Genomic DNA, 15,530 nt, shown 5'->3' with positions numbered 1-15,530 from the left:
CGCGGCGGAGGGGGCACACGTGCAGGAGAACACAGGGCCGGGCTATCCGGGGGACGCGGAAGCAACGGACGATTTTGGCCTCGCCGGCGTTCCTGACGCCTTCCAGCGGCTGTGGACTCCGCATCGCATGGCCTACATCAAGGGCGGGCAGCACCAGTTCAAGAACCAAGACGATTGCCCGTTCTGCATTGCGCCCGCGCGCACGGATGAGGAGTCGCTCATCGTGTACCGCGGCCGCACGAGCTACGTGGTGCTGAACCTGTTCCCCTACAACCCCGGCCACCTGCTGGTGTGCCCCTACCGCCACGTTCCCGATTACACGGACCTGACGGTGGAGGAGACCGCCGAATTCGCCGACCTGACGCAGACCGCCATGCGGGTGCTGCGGAAGGTGGCGAATCCCGGCGGCTTTAACTTGGGCATGAACCAGGGGGTCGTGGGCGGGGCCGGCATCGCGGGCCACCTGCACCAGCACATCGTTCCGCGTTGGGGCGGGGACGGAAACTTCTTCCCGATCATCGCCCAGACCAAGGCGATCACGCAGACCCTCGACGAGGTCCGCCAGCAGGTTGCCGACGCCTGGCCCGGGGAGACGCATGCTGAATAGGCATGCCCGCGGGTTCTTCACCGCGCTGTTTACCCCGCTTGCACGCTGGCTTTTGAAAATTGGCGTCTCGCCGGACGCCATCACCATTGTGGGAACGGCCGGCGTGGTGGTCGGGGCACTGGTGTTCTATCCGCTGGGCCAGCTCTGGTGGGGAACGATCTTTATCACCCTGTTCATCTTCTCCGACGTCATTGACGGCATCATGGCGCGGATGCAGAACCTGGGCGGCCGCTGGGGCAACTTCCTGGACTCCAGCCTGGACCGGTTGGCTGACGGTGCCCTCTTTGCCGGCCTGGCCATCTGGTTTTTCACCGGCGGTGAGGATGCCCCCATAGCCATTGCCGCCGTCGTCTGCCTTGTCCTTGGCATGGTGGTCTCCTATGTCCGGGCGAAAGCCGAATCCCTCGGCTTCCAGGCGAACGTGGGCATTGCCGAACGTGCTGAACGGCTGGTTTCCGTCCTGGTGATCACCGGCCTGACCGGCGTCGGACTGCCGCCCGTTGTGCTGCTGGCGACCCTGGTGCTGCTGGCGGCGGCGAGCCTGGTCACGGTGGTCCAGCGCGTCCTGGCTGTGCGCGTCCAGTCGCTGGAAGATTCCGAGCAAACCTGATTAAGCCGGGCTGCCGCCGTGGGACTAGTATTAGAACTGCCCGGTCAATGGATCCGGTAATCCGGTGTGTGCAAAAACGGCATGTCCGTGCCTGCGCCGCCGGCGAAGGTCATCTAGCTACCCATAGGGGTTTTTGTGTCTACACCTGATGTAAGCAACGAAGCCGGCTCGTCCGCCAACAGCGTGACGGGCAGCAACCGCGTCAAGCGCGGCATGGCAGAGATGCTCAAGGGCGGCGTCATCATGGACGTCGTCAACGTCGAACAGGCCCGCATCGCCGAAGACGCCGGTGCCGTTGCCGTCATGGCGCTCGAGCGCGTCCCGGCCGACATCCGCGCCCAGGGCGGCGTGTCCCGCATGTCCGATCCGGACATGATCGACCAGATCATCGATGCCGTTTCCATCCCGGTCATGGCCAAGGCCCGGATCGGTCACTTCGTCGAGGCCCAGGTCCTGCAGTCCCTCGGTGTCGATTACATTGACGAGTCCGAGGTCCTGACCCCGGCCGACTACGTCAACCACATCGACAAGTGGAACTTCAAGGTTCCCTTCGTCTGCGGTTCCACCAACCTCGGTGAGGCGCTGCGCCGCATCAACGAGGGCGCGGCCATGATCCGCTCCAAGGGCGAGGCCGGCACCGGCGACGTCTCCAACGCCACCGGGCACATGCGCCAGATCCGCGCCGAGATCGCCAAGCTCGCGGCGCTGCCCGAGGACGAGCTGTACGTCGCGGCCAAGGAACTGCAGGCCCCGTACGAACTGGTCAAGGAAGTTGCCGCCACCGGCAAGCTCCCCGTGGTGCTGTTCACCGCCGGCGGCATCGCCACCCCTGCGGACGCTGCGATGATGATGCAGCTCGGCGCCGACGGCGTGTTCGTGGGCTCGGGCATCTTCAAGTCCGGCAACCCGGCCCAGCGTGCGGCCGCCGTCGTGAAGGCCACCACCTTCTTCGATGACCCGGACGTCATCGCCAAGGCCTCCCGCGGCCTGGGCGAGGCCATGGTCGGCATCAACGTGGAGGAGATCCCGCAGCCGCACCGTCTCGCAGAGCGCGGCTGGTAATTCCGCCGTTGGGGGCGGCGGACGGCGCTGATCCTCTGCGTGCTATTCCCCGCGCTCTAATTGGCAGCTAAGTTGCTGCTCAGGGCGCGGGGCCCCTTTTACGCACGCTGCCGGACCACACCGCCCTTCGCTTGGCGCTCCTGATGTACGACGGCGGCGAGTCACCTTTGCCGGGTGACTCGCCGCCGTCGTCTGCTTTTAGGGGAGTTACCCCAGCCCGCGGCGCTTGAGGAGGGGCTCGAGGGCGGCGTCGCGGCCGCGCAGGGTGCGGAACGACTCGAGCGGATCCCGGCTGTTGCCGCGGGAGAGCAGCTCGGCGCGGAACCGGTCGCCGTTGGCCCTGCTGAGACCGCCGTTCTCGGTGAACCAGTCCACGGTCTCGGCGTCCAGCACCTCGCTCCAGATGTAGGAGTAGTAGCCCGCAGAGTAGCCGTCGCCCGCGAAGATGTGCTGGAAATAGCCCGTGCGGTAGCGCGGCGGAATCAGCGGATGGGCAACCCCTGCCGCGGCCAGTGCCTTCGCCTCGAATTCCAGGGCGTCCTGCGGAACGCCGTCGGTGTCCAGGACGTGCCAGGCCAGATCCAGCAGCGCCGCACCGAGGTACTCCGTGGTGGCGAATCCCTCGCCCCACAGGCGGGACTCGTTGAGCCGGTCGACGACGTCCTGGGCCAGCGGCTCCCCGGTGGCATGGTGGCGGGCGTAGTTGGACAGCACCTCCGGCCACATGATCCACATTTCGTTGACCTGGGACGGGTACTCCACAAAGTCCCGCGGCACCGACGTTCCGGAGAAGCGGGGGTAGGTGACGTCGGAGAACAGCCCGTGCAGGGCGTGGCCGAACTCGTGGAACGCCGTGCGCACCTCATCGAGCGTGAGCAGCGTGGGCTCACCCGCGGGCGGCTTGGAGATGTTCAGGTTGTTGATGACCACCGGCTTGGTGCCCAGAAGTGCCGACTGGTCCACCAGCGAATTCATCCAAGCCCCGCCCCGCTTGGTTTCGCGGGTGTAGTAGTCGCCGAGGAACAGCCCCAGTTCTGTTCCGTCCGCGTCCCGGACCTCCCAGATCCGGACGTCCTCGTGGTAGCCGGCAAGGTCCTTGCGCTCATGGAAGGTGATGCCGAAGAGCGAGGTCGCGGCGAAAAACACGCCATCCGTCAATACTCGGTCCAGCTCGAAGTACGGCCTGAGTGCCTGCTCGTCCACCGTGTACCGTTCCCGCCGCACCTTGGCGGAGTAGTAGGCCCAGTCCCAGGCCTCCAGCGGGTGGCCCGCGCTCTCGGCCAGGGCGGCTGCCTCGGCGTCGGCGTTCCGGACGGCGGCGGGCGCCAGCCGGTTCAGCATGGACCGGACAGCTCCGAAGTCCGGAGCCGTCTGCCGGTCCACCACCAGTTCGGCATAGTTGGCGAAGCCCAGAAGGGCGGCTTTTTCTGCGCGCAGCCGGACCATTGAATTCACGAGGTCGAGGACATCGAGGTCGCCGCCGGTGCTGCCGCGGGCCACGGACGCTTCAAAGAGCCGCCGGCGCACGTCCCGGTTGTCCAGTGCGGCCAGGGCCGGCTGGTTGCTTGGCTGGATGAGCGTCAGGAGGAACTTGCCGTCATGACCTGCAACGCGCGCTGCTTCTGCGGCGCTGGCGATCTCATCCCCGGGAAGGCCAGCCAGGTCATCGGCGCTGTCCAGCAGCAGGGCGGCGGACTTCATCGCTTCCTTGACGCGCTGCCCGAATTCCGTGCCCAGCCGGGACAGTTCGGCGTTCAGGGACCGGAGCCGGTCCTGGCCGTCGTCGTCCAGCTGAATCCCGGACTGGCGGAACTCCTTGAGGTACTCCTCGACAAGCCTTTTGGCTTCGGCGTCCAGGCCCGCGGTATCCACGGCGGCGAACCGCTCGTAGAGTGCCCGGTTCAGGTACACGGCATCCTGATGGGCCGCGAAGCGGGGCGACAGTTCGGTCTCCAGCTTCGTGATGGGCTCCGAGGCGTCGGCTGAAACCAGGGTGAAGAAGGAAGCCGCGGCGCGGTCCAGCAGCCGGCCGGACTTCTCCATGGCCAGCGCCGTGTTGTCGAACGTGGCCGGCCCGGGGTTGTCCACGATGGCCTGGATCTCGGTCAGGTGCTCGGTGAGCCCGGCGTCAACCGCCTCGGCGTAGTGGTCGTCGTCGATGTCGGCAAACGGCGGCAATCCGAAGGGCAGGGCGCTGGGGGAGAGGAGGGGATTGGTCATGAAGCAAACCCTTTCATGCAGCTCTGCGGTGCACAATGTTTTGGCGTGGTTCTACGGGCGGGTTGCCCGCCGTCGGCGTGCCGCGGACTTACGCTAGGGTCATGGGGAACAACAACGTCTCTGGCCGTGCGTTGCAAGCGGCTGCTGCTGCACTGCTGATGGCGGGGCTGGCGTCCTGCGGCGTGGCCGCCGAGCAGGCCCGGCCGCAGCCGGGCAACGAGTCCGGCAGCCAGTCCGGCAGCCAGCCTGCCAGCGCGGCCGGACAGCCCTCAAGCCCGGCAGCGCAGTCCAGCGCTGGGAGCAGTGAAGCTCCGACGTCGACGGCCGACCCCACACCGAGCGCCGCAGCGACCCCCACCCCGGGTGTCGGTCCCGCGTGCACGGCCGTCCGCTGCACGTCCATCCTGGTCACCGGTGACATGCTGGTGCACACCCAGCTGTGGCAACAGGCCCACGAAGATGCCGTCGCCGGCGGGGTCAAGGGACTGGACTTCGGTCCGCTGCTGGAAGGGCAGAGGCGCTACATCGAACAAAGCGACATAGCCATCTGCCACCAGGAAACGCCGGTGGCCCTGCCCGGGGGCCCCTTCTCCGCCTACCCTTCCTTCAACGTCCCGCCGCAGATTGCCGCTGCCGCCAAATCGGTCGGCTACCGTGCCTGCACCACGGCCAGCAACCACACCATCGACCAAGGCACCGAGGGCCTCGCCAGGACACTGGATGTGCTGGATACAGCCGGGCTGCAGCACACCGGCTCCTACCGTACGCAGGCCGAGTCCAAGGGCATCCTCATCCTGCAGACCGATGCCGCCCGGATTGCCGTCATTGCGGGCACCTACGGACTCAACGGGCAGGTCCCGGAACAGACTTGGCAGGTGGACATGCTCGACGCGCCCACCATGATCGCCAAGGCCAAGGAGGCCAGAAAGCTGGGCGCGGACATCGTCCTGGCCGCCGTGCACGCGGGGGACGAGTACGCCAGTGCCCCGAACGCCCAGCAGCTGGAAGTGGCGCACGCGCTGGCCGACAGCGGCCAGTTCACCATGATCTACGGACATCACACGCACTCGGTGCTCCCCGTCGAAAACTACAAGGGAACGTGGATCGCCTACGGCCTGGGCAATGGCGTGACAGAACTGTCCCCGACGTACGTTGTCAACAACGAGGGCCTGCTGCTCCGGGCACAGTTCAATCAGGACAGTGCCGGCAATTGGACCGCAGCCGATGTCGCCTGGGCACCGTCAGTCATCGTCAGCGCCCCCTACCGCTGGTGCTCTGTGGCCGCGGACGCCCCGCAGGGCGTCTGCGCCAGTCCCGCGGCGGACGCCGACACCCGGCTGCGGACCAAACAGGTGGTGGAGTCCATGGGTGCGGCGCAGGCCGGAGCCCGCGAGCTGCTGGTCACCAAGGAACGCTGACACTGGAGCGCTGAAACGGGAGCGCTGCCCTCGCGCGATTGCTCCTAACGCGGCCGGCGGGCCGCGTGCTCGCGGGCCAGAACGGCGAAGCGGTCATCCGCTTCGCCGGGAGTGAAGGTTCCATACTTGCGTTCGACGGCGGTCCGGATCAGGAAGTCGGCGATGGCCGGGTTCTTGGGTAGCAGGGAACCGTGCAGGTAGCTGGCCACGATGTTGCGGTACCGGGCTCCCTCCTGGCCGTCGCTGCTGTTGTTGCCGGTGCCCTTCGCCACCGTCCCCAGCGGTTCGACGCCGGGACCCAGGGTGGTCTGGCCGCTGTGGTTTTCGTAGCCGAGGACCTCGCCGAACTCCGCGGTGGTGACCTTGACGTTGCCGATCAGCCGCTCATCCGTGCCATGGGTCTCCACGTCCAGAACGCTGATGCCGGGAATGACCGGGCCTGAGCGGGTCTTGAAGAAGCGGCCGAACAGCTGGTACAGCCCACAGATGAGCAGCATGGGCGTGCCGTCCTCGGCCATTCCCTTAAGGAGGCTGGCCCGTGACTGGAGGTCGTCCTGGATGACGAGCTGGCCGCTGTCCTGCCCGCCGCCGCCAAGGATGATGTCTACGCCCTCCGGGAACTCGTCGCCCACGTTGTACTCGAGCAGCTCCGGTGTGTATCCGTGCCACTTCAGGCGCTGCTGCAGCACCAGGGCGTTGCCCCAGTCGCCGTAGATGTTCATCTCCCGCGGGTACAGCTGCAGAACCCGGATGGTTCCCTTTGACGCGGTAGTGCCGCCGGTCGATTCGGGGGTCAAGAGACCACCTCCACTGTGGTGATTTTGGACAGCTCACGGCGGATGGCGAGCATTGCGGTGTAGGTGCAGAAGACGCGCTTCGGCTTGCCTTTGCCCTTGCGGATGAAGTCGGCCAGTGCGGCCGGGATGTCGGTGTCCACCGCCCCGATCTGCACTTCGTCGTACTGCAGGCGCAGGGCCATGTCATACGCGCGGGAGCCGGTGACTTGGTCCACACCTGCCGCGCGCAGCGAGTCGAAATCAACGTCCCACAGCCAGGACATGTCGCGGCCGTCAGCGTAGTTGTCGTTGATGGCGATCATCGTGGCGTAGCCGCCCGAGGGGAACGACTTGAGGCCCAGACGGAAGCCGCTGGGGTTCTTGACCAGGACCAGATCCAGCGGGAGCCCGTCCACCGTAAGGCTTTCGCCGCGCCCAAATGCCGGGGCCACCTCGGACAGAGCCTTCAGCAGGGTGCCGTGGTCCGCCGTGGCGGCGCCGCTGCCGCAGATGCTGCGGGCCAGGGCCAGCGCAGCCGCGGCGTTGAAGATGTTGTAGACGCCGCGGAGCTTCATTCCGGTGGTGACCGTGACGCCGTCGTACTCAAAGTCTGCGTCATCGGCACCTACGCGGCGGAGAACGACGTCGGCCTGGGGCCTTTGCGGTACCGCAGGTACGGGGCTGCCCGGCCCGGCGCGGAGTTCATCGTCGCTGGGAAAGGTGCCCAGCAGGGAGTCATCCAGGCCGAAGTAGAGGACCTCGGGGCCTTGTAGCGTACCGGCGATCCGGGCCACTCGCGGGTCCTCGCGGTTCAGCACCACAGTCCCCGTTGTCTTGGAGGCGATGTGCTGGAGGAGCTGGGCGGTCTTGTCGATCTCACCGAAGCGGTCCAGCTGGTCGCGGAGCACGTTCAGCAGGAGGCTGTAGCGCGGCGGGACGCGGTTGACGAAATGCACGGCGTGGGCCTCGTCCAGCTCCAGCACGGCGACATCGGCGTCGAGCCGTCCGCGCCAGTCGACGTCGCCGATCAGGGCGGCCGCCACGCCCCGGGTGAAGTTGCTTCCCGTTCGGTTGGTGAACACCTTCAGGCCCTGGCTTTCCAGCAGCTCTACCACCATCTTGGTGGTGGTGGTCTTGCCGTTGGTGCCGCTGACTACGGCTACGCCGTGGGGGAGGGTGGACAGGGTCCGCTGCATGAAGCCGGGGTCGATTTTTTCGACCACCAGACCGGGTAATGCAGAGCCTCCGCCCCTGAGCCGGGAAACCCGGCGAACGAATTTGCCGAGCGGAATGCTAAGGGAAAACATGCTCTGTAATATATCCCAGCAACGGCATGCAATGTGGCGGACGGCCGACGGCGGGAGCGGCTGGCCGCCGTCGGGACACTATGCTGTTTAGATGACCAATTCCCTTTCCAGCGCCCTTCCGCGCCCGGCCGGCGTGCCCGAAAAACCCGGGACCGGCCTGCGCATCGGCGTTTTGGCGCTCCAGGGCGACTTCCGTGAGCACCTTCGGGCAGTCGAGACGGCGGGCGCCGCCGGCGTGGGTGTCCGCCGGCCTGCGGAGCTCGAAGGACTCGACGGACTCATCATCCCCGGCGGCGAATCGACGGCCATCGACAAACTGGCCCGCGCCTTCGACCTGGCCGGCCCGCTCAGGCAGCGGATCGCCGACGGCCTCCCGGTATACGGTTCCTGCGCGGGCATGATCCTGCTGGCGCACGACATCGCCGACCCCGCTGCCGACCTCGCCGGCAACCCCCAGCAGACGTTCGGCGGCCTGGACATCACGGTGCGCCGCAACGCGTTCGGCAGGCAGCGTGAGTCGTTCGAAACCGACCTCGACTTCAGGGGCCTGGAGTTCAGCGCCACTGAGCACGGCGTGGCGCCGGTGCACGCGGTGTTCATCCGCGGCCCCTGGGTGGAGCGCGTGGGCCCCGGCGTTGAGGTCCTGGCCCAGGTGGAACCGGCCGACCAGGAGCACGCCTCCCACGCGGCCGATCTGCAGGGGACGGCTAGAATTGTTGCAGTGCGTTCAGGCCAGCTGCTGGCCACCTCCTTCCATCCGGAAGTGACAGGTGAGAAGCGCGTGCATGAACTTTTTATTCGCATGATCAGAGGAGAAGCGTAAAGCATGTCAGGCCACTCCAAATGGGCAACGACCAAGCACAAGAAGGCCATCCTTGATAGCCGCCGGGCAAAGTCGTTCGCCAAGCTGATCAAGAACATCGAAGTTGCCGCCCGCATGGGCGGCCCGGACCTTTCCGGCAACCCGGGCCTTGAACTGGCCGTCACTAAAGCGAAAAAGACGTCGGTTCCCGCCGACAACATCGACCGTGCCATCAAGCGCGGCGCCGGCCTCACCGGCGAGGTCGTGGACTACACCGAGATCATGTACGAGTGCCGTGGCCCGCAGGGTTCGGCGCTCCTGATCGAGTGCCTCACGGACAACAAGAACCGCGCGGCCTCCGAGGTCCGCCTCGCAATCTCCCGCAACGGCGGCACCATCGCCGATCCCGGTTCGGTGAGCTACCTGTTCTCCCGCAAGGGCGTTGTTACCCTGCCCAAGAACGGCCTCAGCGAGGACGACGTCCTGATGGCGGTGCTCGACGCCGGCGCCGAGGAAGTCAAGGACAACGGCGAGACCTTCGAAATCCATTCGGACCCGAAGGACCTGCAGGCCATCCGCGACGCGCTGAAGGACGCCGGGATCGACTACGACACCGACGAGGCCGAGTTCGTGCCCTCCATGGAGGTGCCGCTGGACCTGGATGCCGCCAAGAAATTCATGAAGCTCGTGGACGCCCTCGAGGACCTCGACGACGTCCAGAACGTGTACAGCAACGCTGACCTCAGCGACGAAGTTCAGGCTGCCCTGGACGCCGAGTGATTTTCCGCGTAGCGGACCGGGGCGGTTGCACGTGACGCTGCGCGTACTGGGCATTGACCCCGGACTGACCCGCTGCGGCATCGGCGTGGTGGACGTCGAAAAGAACCGCCGGGCCACCATGGTGGCGGTTGGCGTGGTGGGAACGTCGCCCGAGGAGACCCTCGACCAGCGGCTGCTGGTGATCGCCCTCGCCATCGATGACTGGCTCGACCGCTACGAGCCGCACGTGCTCGCCGTCGAACGGGTCTTCTCGCAACTGAACGTCAGCACGGTCATGGGCGTGGCCCAGGCCTCCGGCGTCGTCATCGCCGCCGCGGCCCGGCGCGGCATCCCCGTAGCTTTACATACGCCGTCGGAGGTCAAGGCGGCGGTGACCGGGAGCGGTTCCTCGAACAAGGAGGCCGTCACCAAGCTGGTCACCAAGATTCTCCGGCTCGATGCTCCGCCGCGTCCCGCGGACGCGGCCGACGCCCTGGCCCTCGCCATCACGCACGCATGGCGGGCGGGCAGCGGCGCCACCGTAGCCACCACCGGCCCCGGCAGCCAGTCGCTCACGCCCGCCCAGCGCGCCTGGGCCGAGGCGGAGGCCAAGGCGCGCCGTGCACGCTGAATGTCGCCGGCGCTTGCTAGGGTATTCGTAGATATGTTCGGATAGTCGGTTCTTTGCCGGCGCAAGTTCAGGAGCCCCGGCCTTGATTAGTTTTCTCCGCGGAACCGTGGCGCACGTCGGACTGTCCACCGCCGTCATCGACCTCAACGGCGCCGGCATGAGCGTGTACGCGACGCCGCAGACGCTCAGTAAGCTGCGGGCCGGCGAGGAGGGGAAGCTTTTCACCTCCCTGATCGTCCGGGAGGATTCCCTGACCCTGTTCGGCTTTGCGAGCGACGACGAACGGGAAGTTTTCGACGTTCTGCTCAGTGTCAGCGGTGTGGGTCCGCGGCTCGCCCTCGCGGTCCTCGCCGTGCACGACCCCGAGGCCATCCGCGTGGCGGCGCACACCGGGGACAGCAAGACGTTCACCAAGGTCCCGGGCATCGGCCCGAAGGTCGGCGGGCGCATCGTTCTTGAACTCGCCGGGAAACTGGTTCCGCACGGCACGGCGACGCCCGCGGGAGCGCCGGCGGCGTCATCGGAAGGCGTCTGGAAGCCGCAGGTCGTGGCCGCCATGACCAGCCTGGGCTGGTCCGAAAAGGACGCCACGGGCAGTATCGACAAAGCCCTTGCAGACGCGCCGGAACTTGCCGGCGAAGGCAACGTTGCCGAGATCCTGCGCACCACGCTGCGCTGGCTCGGCCAGGACGGAGCCCGGGCGGGTAACAGGGTAGGCAGCCGTGGCTGAGCCGTCCCTGGTCGCCGGGGGAGAAGAGCCGGAGGAGCGGGCCATCGAGGCGGCGCTCCGTCCCAAGAACCTCGATGACTTCGTAGGCCAGCACAGGGTCCGAAAACAGCTCTCCCTTGTGTTGCAGGCATCCCGGATGCGCGGGCGTAGCGCAGACCATGTGCTCTTTTCCGGTCCTCCCGGCCTCGGCAAGACCACACTCGCCATGATTGTCGCTGCCGAGATGAACGCCCCGCTGCGCATCAGCAGCGGCCCGGCCATCCAACACGCCGGCGACCTCGCCGCCATACTTTCCTCACTGTCAGAGGGCGAGGTCCTCTTCCTCGACGAAATCCACCGGATGTCCCGTCCGGCCGAGGAAATGCTCTACATGGCCATGGAAGATTTCCGGGTGGACATTGTGGTGGGCAAGGGGGCCGGTGCCACGGCTATTCCGTTGGAGTTGCCGCCCTTCACGCTGGTGGGTGCCACCACACGCGCCGGACTTCTTCCGGGTCCGCTCCGGGACCGGTTCGGGTTCACGGGCCACCTGGAGTTTTATTCGGTGGAGGAGCTGGAGCTGGTGCTGCGCAGGTCCGCCGGCCTCCTCGACCTGAAGGTGAACTCGGCGGGATTCACTGAGATCGCCGGACGGTCACGCGGCACCCCCCGCATTGCCAACCGGCTGCTGCGGCGGGTCCGGGACTGGGCGCTGGTCCACGGGATTGAACAGATTGACGCCCGGTCCGCCTCTGCCGCACTGGACATGTATGAAGTGGATAAGCGCGGGCTGGACCGGCTGGACCGGTCAGTGCTGGAAGCGCTGATCACCAAATTCGGCGGCGGCCCGGTGGGCCTGTCAACACTGGCCATCGCCGTGGGGGAGGAGCCGGAGACCGTGGAGACGGTCGCCGAGCCGTACCTGGTCCGGGAAGGGCTGCTGGGCAGGACGCCGAGGGGCCGGATCGCTATGGCCCCGGCCTGGACCCACCTTGGGCTGGCAGTACCAGCGGGGGTCTTTGGGCAGGAAACCCTGGACCTTTTCGAGGCCGGTCCGGGCGATGAAGAATCGTCATCTGAATGGGTTTCCAGCACCCAATAGCAGCGCCCTCCCAGCTTTTCCCTCTAGACTGGAAAGACGCTCGGCACGTCCGGGCTTTGTTTCCGTGTCCCGCTTCGGCGGGCCGCCCGCGCCGGTTTCCCGTGTCCGGGCGGGCAGCCCGGTACAAAGCGGACGTCGCTGTCAACCAGCTACGCAAGTACAGAACGGAACTTCACTTGTTCGGACATATTAGTGCCCAGGCCCAGCCGCAGTCCGGCGGCGGCATCGACATCATGACCATTCTGCTGTTCGTCATGCTCGGCGTTTTCATCTTCATGATGTTCCGCCGCAACAAGAAAACCCGGCAGCAGCAGACCGAGCTGCAGTCGCAGTTCGCTCCGGGCGTCGAGGTCATGACCAGTTTCGGGCTGTTCGGCCGGATCGTGTCCATTGACGAGGCGGAGAACAAGGTTGTCCTGGAACTGTCGCCCGGCCACCTGGCCACCGTCCACCGCCAGGCCGTGAACAAGATCGTGGAGCCCGCCGCCGAAACACAGGCTGTTCCCGACGACGCGTCGGCACTGACGGCCGAGGACTCGCTGGCCCCTGAAGCCAAGGCCGGTACGGTCGACGAGACTCCGGACGAAACCCTCAAGCGCCTCAATGACGAGGGCAAGAAGGACATCTAGTCCGCCGCTTCCGCACGGCACAGCTGTCTACGGCTGCGGAGCCGCCGGGTGCGACAAGGCTCGCTCCGGCGGCCCTCCGCAATTAATAGAAAGATAGGCAATGGCACGAACTGGCCGCAATAAACCATCCCTTCGGGTGCTGGTCTGGCTTGGCGTAATCCTGGCTGCCATGACGGCCGTCCTTGCGGGCGGCACCATGTCCGGGGTTGCCAGCTGGAGCCCGAAGCTTGCCCTGGACCTGGAGGGCGGCACCCAGATGATCCTGGCCCCCAAGGTTGAGGGTGGCTCGGACATCAATGAGGAGCAGCTCAACCAGGCGGTGGCCATCATCCGCCAGCGTGTGGACGGCTCCGGCGTTGCTGAGGCTGAGATCAGCACCCAGTCCGGCCGCAACGTGGTGGTGAGCCTGCCCGGCACCCCGTCCACGGAGACCCGCGCCCTCATCCAGGCCTCCGCGGACATGAATTTCCGCCCGGTCCTCGTCACCGGCGCGGGCGCAGCGGTGCCCGCCGCGGAGCGGACACCCGCCGCCCAGCTGCCGAAGCCGACGGCCAAGCCGGCGAATGCCAGTGATTCCAACTGGATCACCGCGGACGTCCAGAAGCAGTTCGAAGCCCTCGACTGCGACAACCCGGCCCAGGACAAGCAGGAACGCTCAGACCCAGCCAAGCCGCTGGTCACCTGCGAGCCTGCCACGGACCAGACACCTGCGATCAAGTACATCCTGGGTCCGGTCGAGGTCAAGGGTGTGGAGATCCAGGGCTCGACGTTCCAGCTCCAGCAGGGCGCCCAGGGTGCCGTCACCAACGAATGGGCTGTAAACATCCAGTTCAACGCCGAGGGTACGGCCAAGTTCAAGACCGTCACCGAGCGCCTTAACCAGTTCTACGTTGCCGCAGGCGGCGAGACGGGCAGCGATCCCAAGTCGCAGTTCGCCATCGTCCTGGACAACCAGGTCATTTCGGCCCCGCGGTCCCAGGCAGTGATCACCGACGGACGCCCGCAGATCACTGGCGGGTTTACGGAGCAATCCGCCAAGGCACTGTCCGACCAGCTCCGGTTCGGTGCCCTGCCCATCAGCTTCGACATCCAGAGCGAGCAGCAGATCTCCGCCACCCTCGGCGGTGAGCAGCTCCGGATGGGCCTCCTCGCCGGCCTGATCGGTTTGCTGCTGGTGGTCGTCTACTCGCTGTTCCAGTACCGTGCTCTGGGCTTCGTCACCATCGCGTCGCTGGTGGTGGCGGGTGCGCTCACGTACCTTGCCATTGCCATCCTTGGTTGGACCGAGAATTACCGGCTCTCCCTCGCCGGTGTGGCCGGCATCATCGTGTCAATCGGCCAGACCGCGGACTCATTCATTGTCTACTTCGAACGTATCCGTGATGAGCTCCGCGAAGGCCGCGGCCTGGTGTCGGCTGTGGAGAACGGCTGGAAGCGGGCCAAGCGGACCGTCCTGGCATCCAAAGCGGTCAACCTCCTGGCCGCACTGGTGCTGTACTTCGTGGCCGTCGGCAACGTGCGGGGCTTTGCCTTCACCCTCGGCCTGACCGCCATCGCCGACCTCATCGTCGTGTTCATGTTCACGCACCCGACGCTGCAGCAGCTGGCCAGGACCCGGTTCTTTGGCGAAGGCCACAAGTTCTCCGGTCTTGACCCCGAGCGCCTCGGTGCGGTGCCGCTCTACCGCGGTGCCGGCAGGCTCCGCAGCCCCGAGGACAAGCCGTCAGTGGTGCGCGCCAAGAACACCGGTGCCGCGGCTGAGGCTGAGCGCCGGATGACCATCGCTGAACGCCGCCGCGCGGAGCAGCAGGAGCAGCTCGCCGGTTCCTCCAAGGGCCCGGCCAAGGAGGGCAAGTAATGTCCAGTTTCGCGAAATTCGGCAACGAGCTCTACACGGGTAAGCGTTCCTACAACTTCGTCGGGGCCAAGAAGATCTGGTTCCTCGTGGCCGCCGCGGCGGTCGCGCTGTCGATCCTGATCCCGGTGGTGAAGGGCGGCTTCAACCTGGGCATCGAGTTCCGTGGCGGTTCCGAGTTCACGGTGTCCAACGTCAAGACCACCGAGGCATCCGTAGGCGAGAAGGCTGTCCACGACGTCGTTCCCGGCAGTGTGCCGCGCGTCGCCAACGTCGCCGGAACCACCATGCGGATCCAGACGGACAAGCTCTCCGACGACGAGACCCTCAAGATCAAGGAGGGACTCACCAAGGCCTACGGCGTGACTGACAACGAGGTGACGTCCACCTTCGTCGGTCCCACCTGGGGCGCTGACGTCACCAAGCAGGCCCTGATTGGCCTGGTGGTCTTCGTTGCCCTCGCGACGGTCCTGATGGCCCTCTACTTCCGGACCTGGAAGATGTCCCTCTCGGCGATCGCGGGCATGCTCGTCACGATGTTCATCACGGCCGGTGTGTACGCCCTCAGCGACTTCGAGGTCACGCCGTCGGCGATCATCGGGTTCCTTACGGTGCTCAGCTATTCGCTGTACGACACCGTGGTGGTGTTCGACAAGATCCGTGAAAACACGGCCGACATCGATTCTTCCACGCGCCGGACCTTCGGCGAGGAAGTCAATCTGGCCGTCAACCAGACCCTGGTACGCTCCATCAACACCATGATGGTTGCCATCCTTCCGGTCGGGGCGATCCTGTTCATCGGGGCCGGCCTGCTGGGTGCCGGGACCCTGCGCGACCTTTCGCTCGCACTGTTCGTCGGCATCCTGATCGGCACCGCCGCGACGATCTTCATCGCCGCGCCGATGTACGCCTGGCTGCGCCAGGGCGAGGCGCCGCTGGTCAAGCAGGCCCAGCGTGTCAAGCAGCGCCGCGGGGACGCCGCTGCCAAGGCTGCAGCCGCCGAGCCCGCAAAAGCCTAGGGCGCCCGCAAAAACCCAGGGCGC

At 66.4% G+C, this 15,530-nt stretch carries 15 protein-coding genes; 12 read left to right on the top strand and 3 right to left on the bottom strand.

Going from position 1 to position 15,530, the window contains the following annotated elements; all coding sequences use genetic code 11:
- Nucleotides 1-19 precede the first annotated feature (19 nt).
- From QFZ33_RS15470 to pdxS, 3 genes are all read left to right on the top strand, one after another.
- Nucleotides 20-607 (top strand): HIT family protein, encoded by a 588-nt coding sequence (locus QFZ33_RS15470; protein WP_307028875.1) that lies wholly within the window; start codon nt 20-22, stop codon nt 605-607.
- Nucleotides 597-1,217, top strand: coding sequence for a phosphatidylinositol phosphate synthase (gene pgsA / locus QFZ33_RS15465; protein ID WP_307028872.1), 621 nt, complete (start codon nt 597-599; stop codon nt 1,215-1,217). The genes QFZ33_RS15470 and pgsA overlap by 11 nt, the downstream gene beginning before the upstream one ends.
- Before the next feature lie 135 nt (nt 1,218-1,352).
- On the top strand, nt 1,353-2,279 hold the full coding sequence (pdxS, locus tag QFZ33_RS15460; RefSeq protein WP_307028870.1) for a pyridoxal 5'-phosphate synthase lyase subunit PdxS: 927 nt from the start codon (nt 1,353-1,355) through the stop codon (nt 2,277-2,279).
- A gap of 207 nt (nt 2,280-2,486) precedes the next feature.
- Here the strand turns inward: pdxS and QFZ33_RS15455 are convergent, their stop codons facing one another.
- Nucleotides 2,487-4,499, bottom strand: coding sequence for a M3 family metallopeptidase (locus QFZ33_RS15455; protein WP_307028868.1), 2,013 nt, complete (start codon nt 4,497-4,499; stop codon nt 2,487-2,489).
- A 101-nt stretch (nt 4,500-4,600) separates the two neighbouring features.
- Here QFZ33_RS15455 and QFZ33_RS15450 point away from each other — a divergent pair, with 101 nt between their 5' ends.
- Entirely contained in the window at nt 4,601-5,917 is a 1,317-nt protein-coding gene (locus QFZ33_RS15450; RefSeq protein ID WP_307028866.1) for a CapA family protein, read from the top strand.
- A 44-nt stretch (nt 5,918-5,961) separates the two neighbouring features.
- Here QFZ33_RS15450 and QFZ33_RS15445 read toward each other — a convergent pair whose 3' ends face one another.
- Together QFZ33_RS15445 and QFZ33_RS15440 are read right to left on the bottom strand one after the other, a co-directional pair.
- Nucleotides 5,962-6,714 carry a type 1 glutamine amidotransferase gene (locus tag QFZ33_RS15445; protein WP_307028864.1) on the bottom strand — a complete coding sequence of 251 codons (753 nt, stop codon included), beginning with the start codon at nt 6,712-6,714 and terminating at the stop codon, nt 5,962-5,964.
- Entirely contained in the window at nt 6,711-8,000 is a 1,290-nt protein-coding gene (locus QFZ33_RS15440; RefSeq protein ID WP_307028862.1) for a Mur ligase family protein, read from the bottom strand. The genes QFZ33_RS15445 and QFZ33_RS15440 overlap by 4 nt, the downstream gene beginning before the upstream one ends.
- A 91-nt stretch (nt 8,001-8,091) precedes the next feature.
- Here QFZ33_RS15440 and pdxT point away from each other — a divergent pair, with 91 nt between their 5' ends.
- From pdxT to secF, 8 genes are all read left to right on the top strand, one after another.
- On the top strand, nt 8,092-8,823 hold the full coding sequence (gene pdxT, locus QFZ33_RS15435; RefSeq protein WP_307028860.1) for a pyridoxal 5'-phosphate synthase glutaminase subunit PdxT: 732 nt from the start codon (nt 8,092-8,094) through the stop codon (nt 8,821-8,823).
- A gap of 3 nt (nt 8,824-8,826) precedes the next feature.
- Nucleotides 8,827-9,582: a YebC/PmpR family DNA-binding transcriptional regulator gene (locus QFZ33_RS15430; RefSeq protein WP_307028858.1), complete on the top strand. Its 756-nt coding sequence runs from the start codon at nt 8,827-8,829 to the stop codon at nt 9,580-9,582.
- Between the two features lie 31 nt (nt 9,583-9,613).
- Complete coding sequence (gene ruvC, locus QFZ33_RS15425; RefSeq protein ID WP_214856526.1) at nt 9,614-10,192, top strand: crossover junction endodeoxyribonuclease RuvC; 579 nt, start codon at nt 9,614-9,616, stop codon at nt 10,190-10,192.
- 82 nt (nt 10,193-10,274) lie between these two features.
- The gene (gene ruvA / locus QFZ33_RS15420; protein WP_214856533.1) at nt 10,275-10,922 is read left to right on the top strand and encodes a Holliday junction branch migration protein RuvA; all 648 of its coding nucleotides are present in this window, start codon (nt 10,275-10,277) and stop codon (nt 10,920-10,922) included.
- Nucleotides 10,915-12,003: a Holliday junction branch migration DNA helicase RuvB gene (ruvB, locus tag QFZ33_RS15415; protein WP_307028856.1), complete on the top strand. Its 1,089-nt coding sequence runs from the start codon at nt 10,915-10,917 to the stop codon at nt 12,001-12,003. Before ruvA ends, ruvB begins: the two co-directional genes overlap by 8 nt.
- Nucleotides 12,004-12,236: 233 nt before the next feature.
- Nucleotides 12,237-12,632, top strand: a complete 396-nt coding sequence (gene yajC, locus QFZ33_RS15410; RefSeq protein ID WP_307031841.1) for a preprotein translocase subunit YajC — start codon at nt 12,237-12,239, stop codon at nt 12,630-12,632.
- A gap of 100 nt (nt 12,633-12,732) precedes the next feature.
- Nucleotides 12,733-14,490, top strand: a complete 1,758-nt coding sequence (gene secD, locus QFZ33_RS15405; RefSeq protein WP_307028855.1) for a protein translocase subunit SecD — start codon at nt 12,733-12,735, stop codon at nt 14,488-14,490.
- A complete protein-coding gene (secF, locus tag QFZ33_RS15400) occupies nt 14,490-15,506 on the top strand; it encodes a protein translocase subunit SecF (protein WP_307028853.1) in 1,017 nt (338 codons plus the stop codon). Before secD ends, secF begins: the two co-directional genes overlap by 1 nt.
- Nucleotides 15,507-15,530: the final 24 nt, after the last annotated feature.

The organism is Arthrobacter globiformis (assembly GCF_030815865.1).
GTDB classification, from domain to species: Bacteria; Actinomycetota; Actinomycetes; order Actinomycetales; family Micrococcaceae; genus Arthrobacter; species Arthrobacter globiformis_B.
The sequence above is the reverse complement of the archived record's forward strand: the minus strand, read 5'-3'. Positions and strand labels throughout refer to the sequence as shown.

Excerpts from the sequence above, each read along its gene's own strand:
- pdxT (WP_307028860.1), top strand. The coding sequence starts at position 8,092 with ATGACCAATTCCCTTTCCAGCGCCCTTCCGCGCCCGGCCGGCGTGCCC.
- QFZ33_RS15440 (WP_307028862.1), bottom strand. The coding sequence starts at position 8,000 with ATGTTTTCCCTTAGCATTCCGCTCGGCAAATTCGTTCGCCGGGTTTCC.
- secD (WP_307028855.1), top strand. The coding sequence starts at position 12,733 with ATGGCACGAACTGGCCGCAATAAACCATCCCTTCGGGTGCTGGTCTGG.
- yajC (WP_307031841.1), top strand. The coding sequence starts at position 12,237 with ATGACCATTCTGCTGTTCGTCATGCTCGGCGTTTTCATCTTCATGATG.
- secF (WP_307028853.1), top strand. The coding sequence starts at position 14,490 with ATGTCCAGTTTCGCGAAATTCGGCAACGAGCTCTACACGGGTAAGCGT.
- QFZ33_RS15455 (WP_307028868.1), bottom strand. The coding sequence starts at position 4,499 with ATGACCAATCCCCTCCTCTCCCCCAGCGCCCTGCCCTTCGGATTGCCG.
- QFZ33_RS15450 (WP_307028866.1), top strand. The coding sequence starts at position 4,601 with ATGGGGAACAACAACGTCTCTGGCCGTGCGTTGCAAGCGGCTGCTGCT.
- pgsA (WP_307028872.1), top strand. The coding sequence starts at position 597 with ATGCTGAATAGGCATGCCCGCGGGTTCTTCACCGCGCTGTTTACCCCG.
- QFZ33_RS15430 (WP_307028858.1), top strand. The coding sequence starts at position 8,827 with ATGTCAGGCCACTCCAAATGGGCAACGACCAAGCACAAGAAGGCCATC.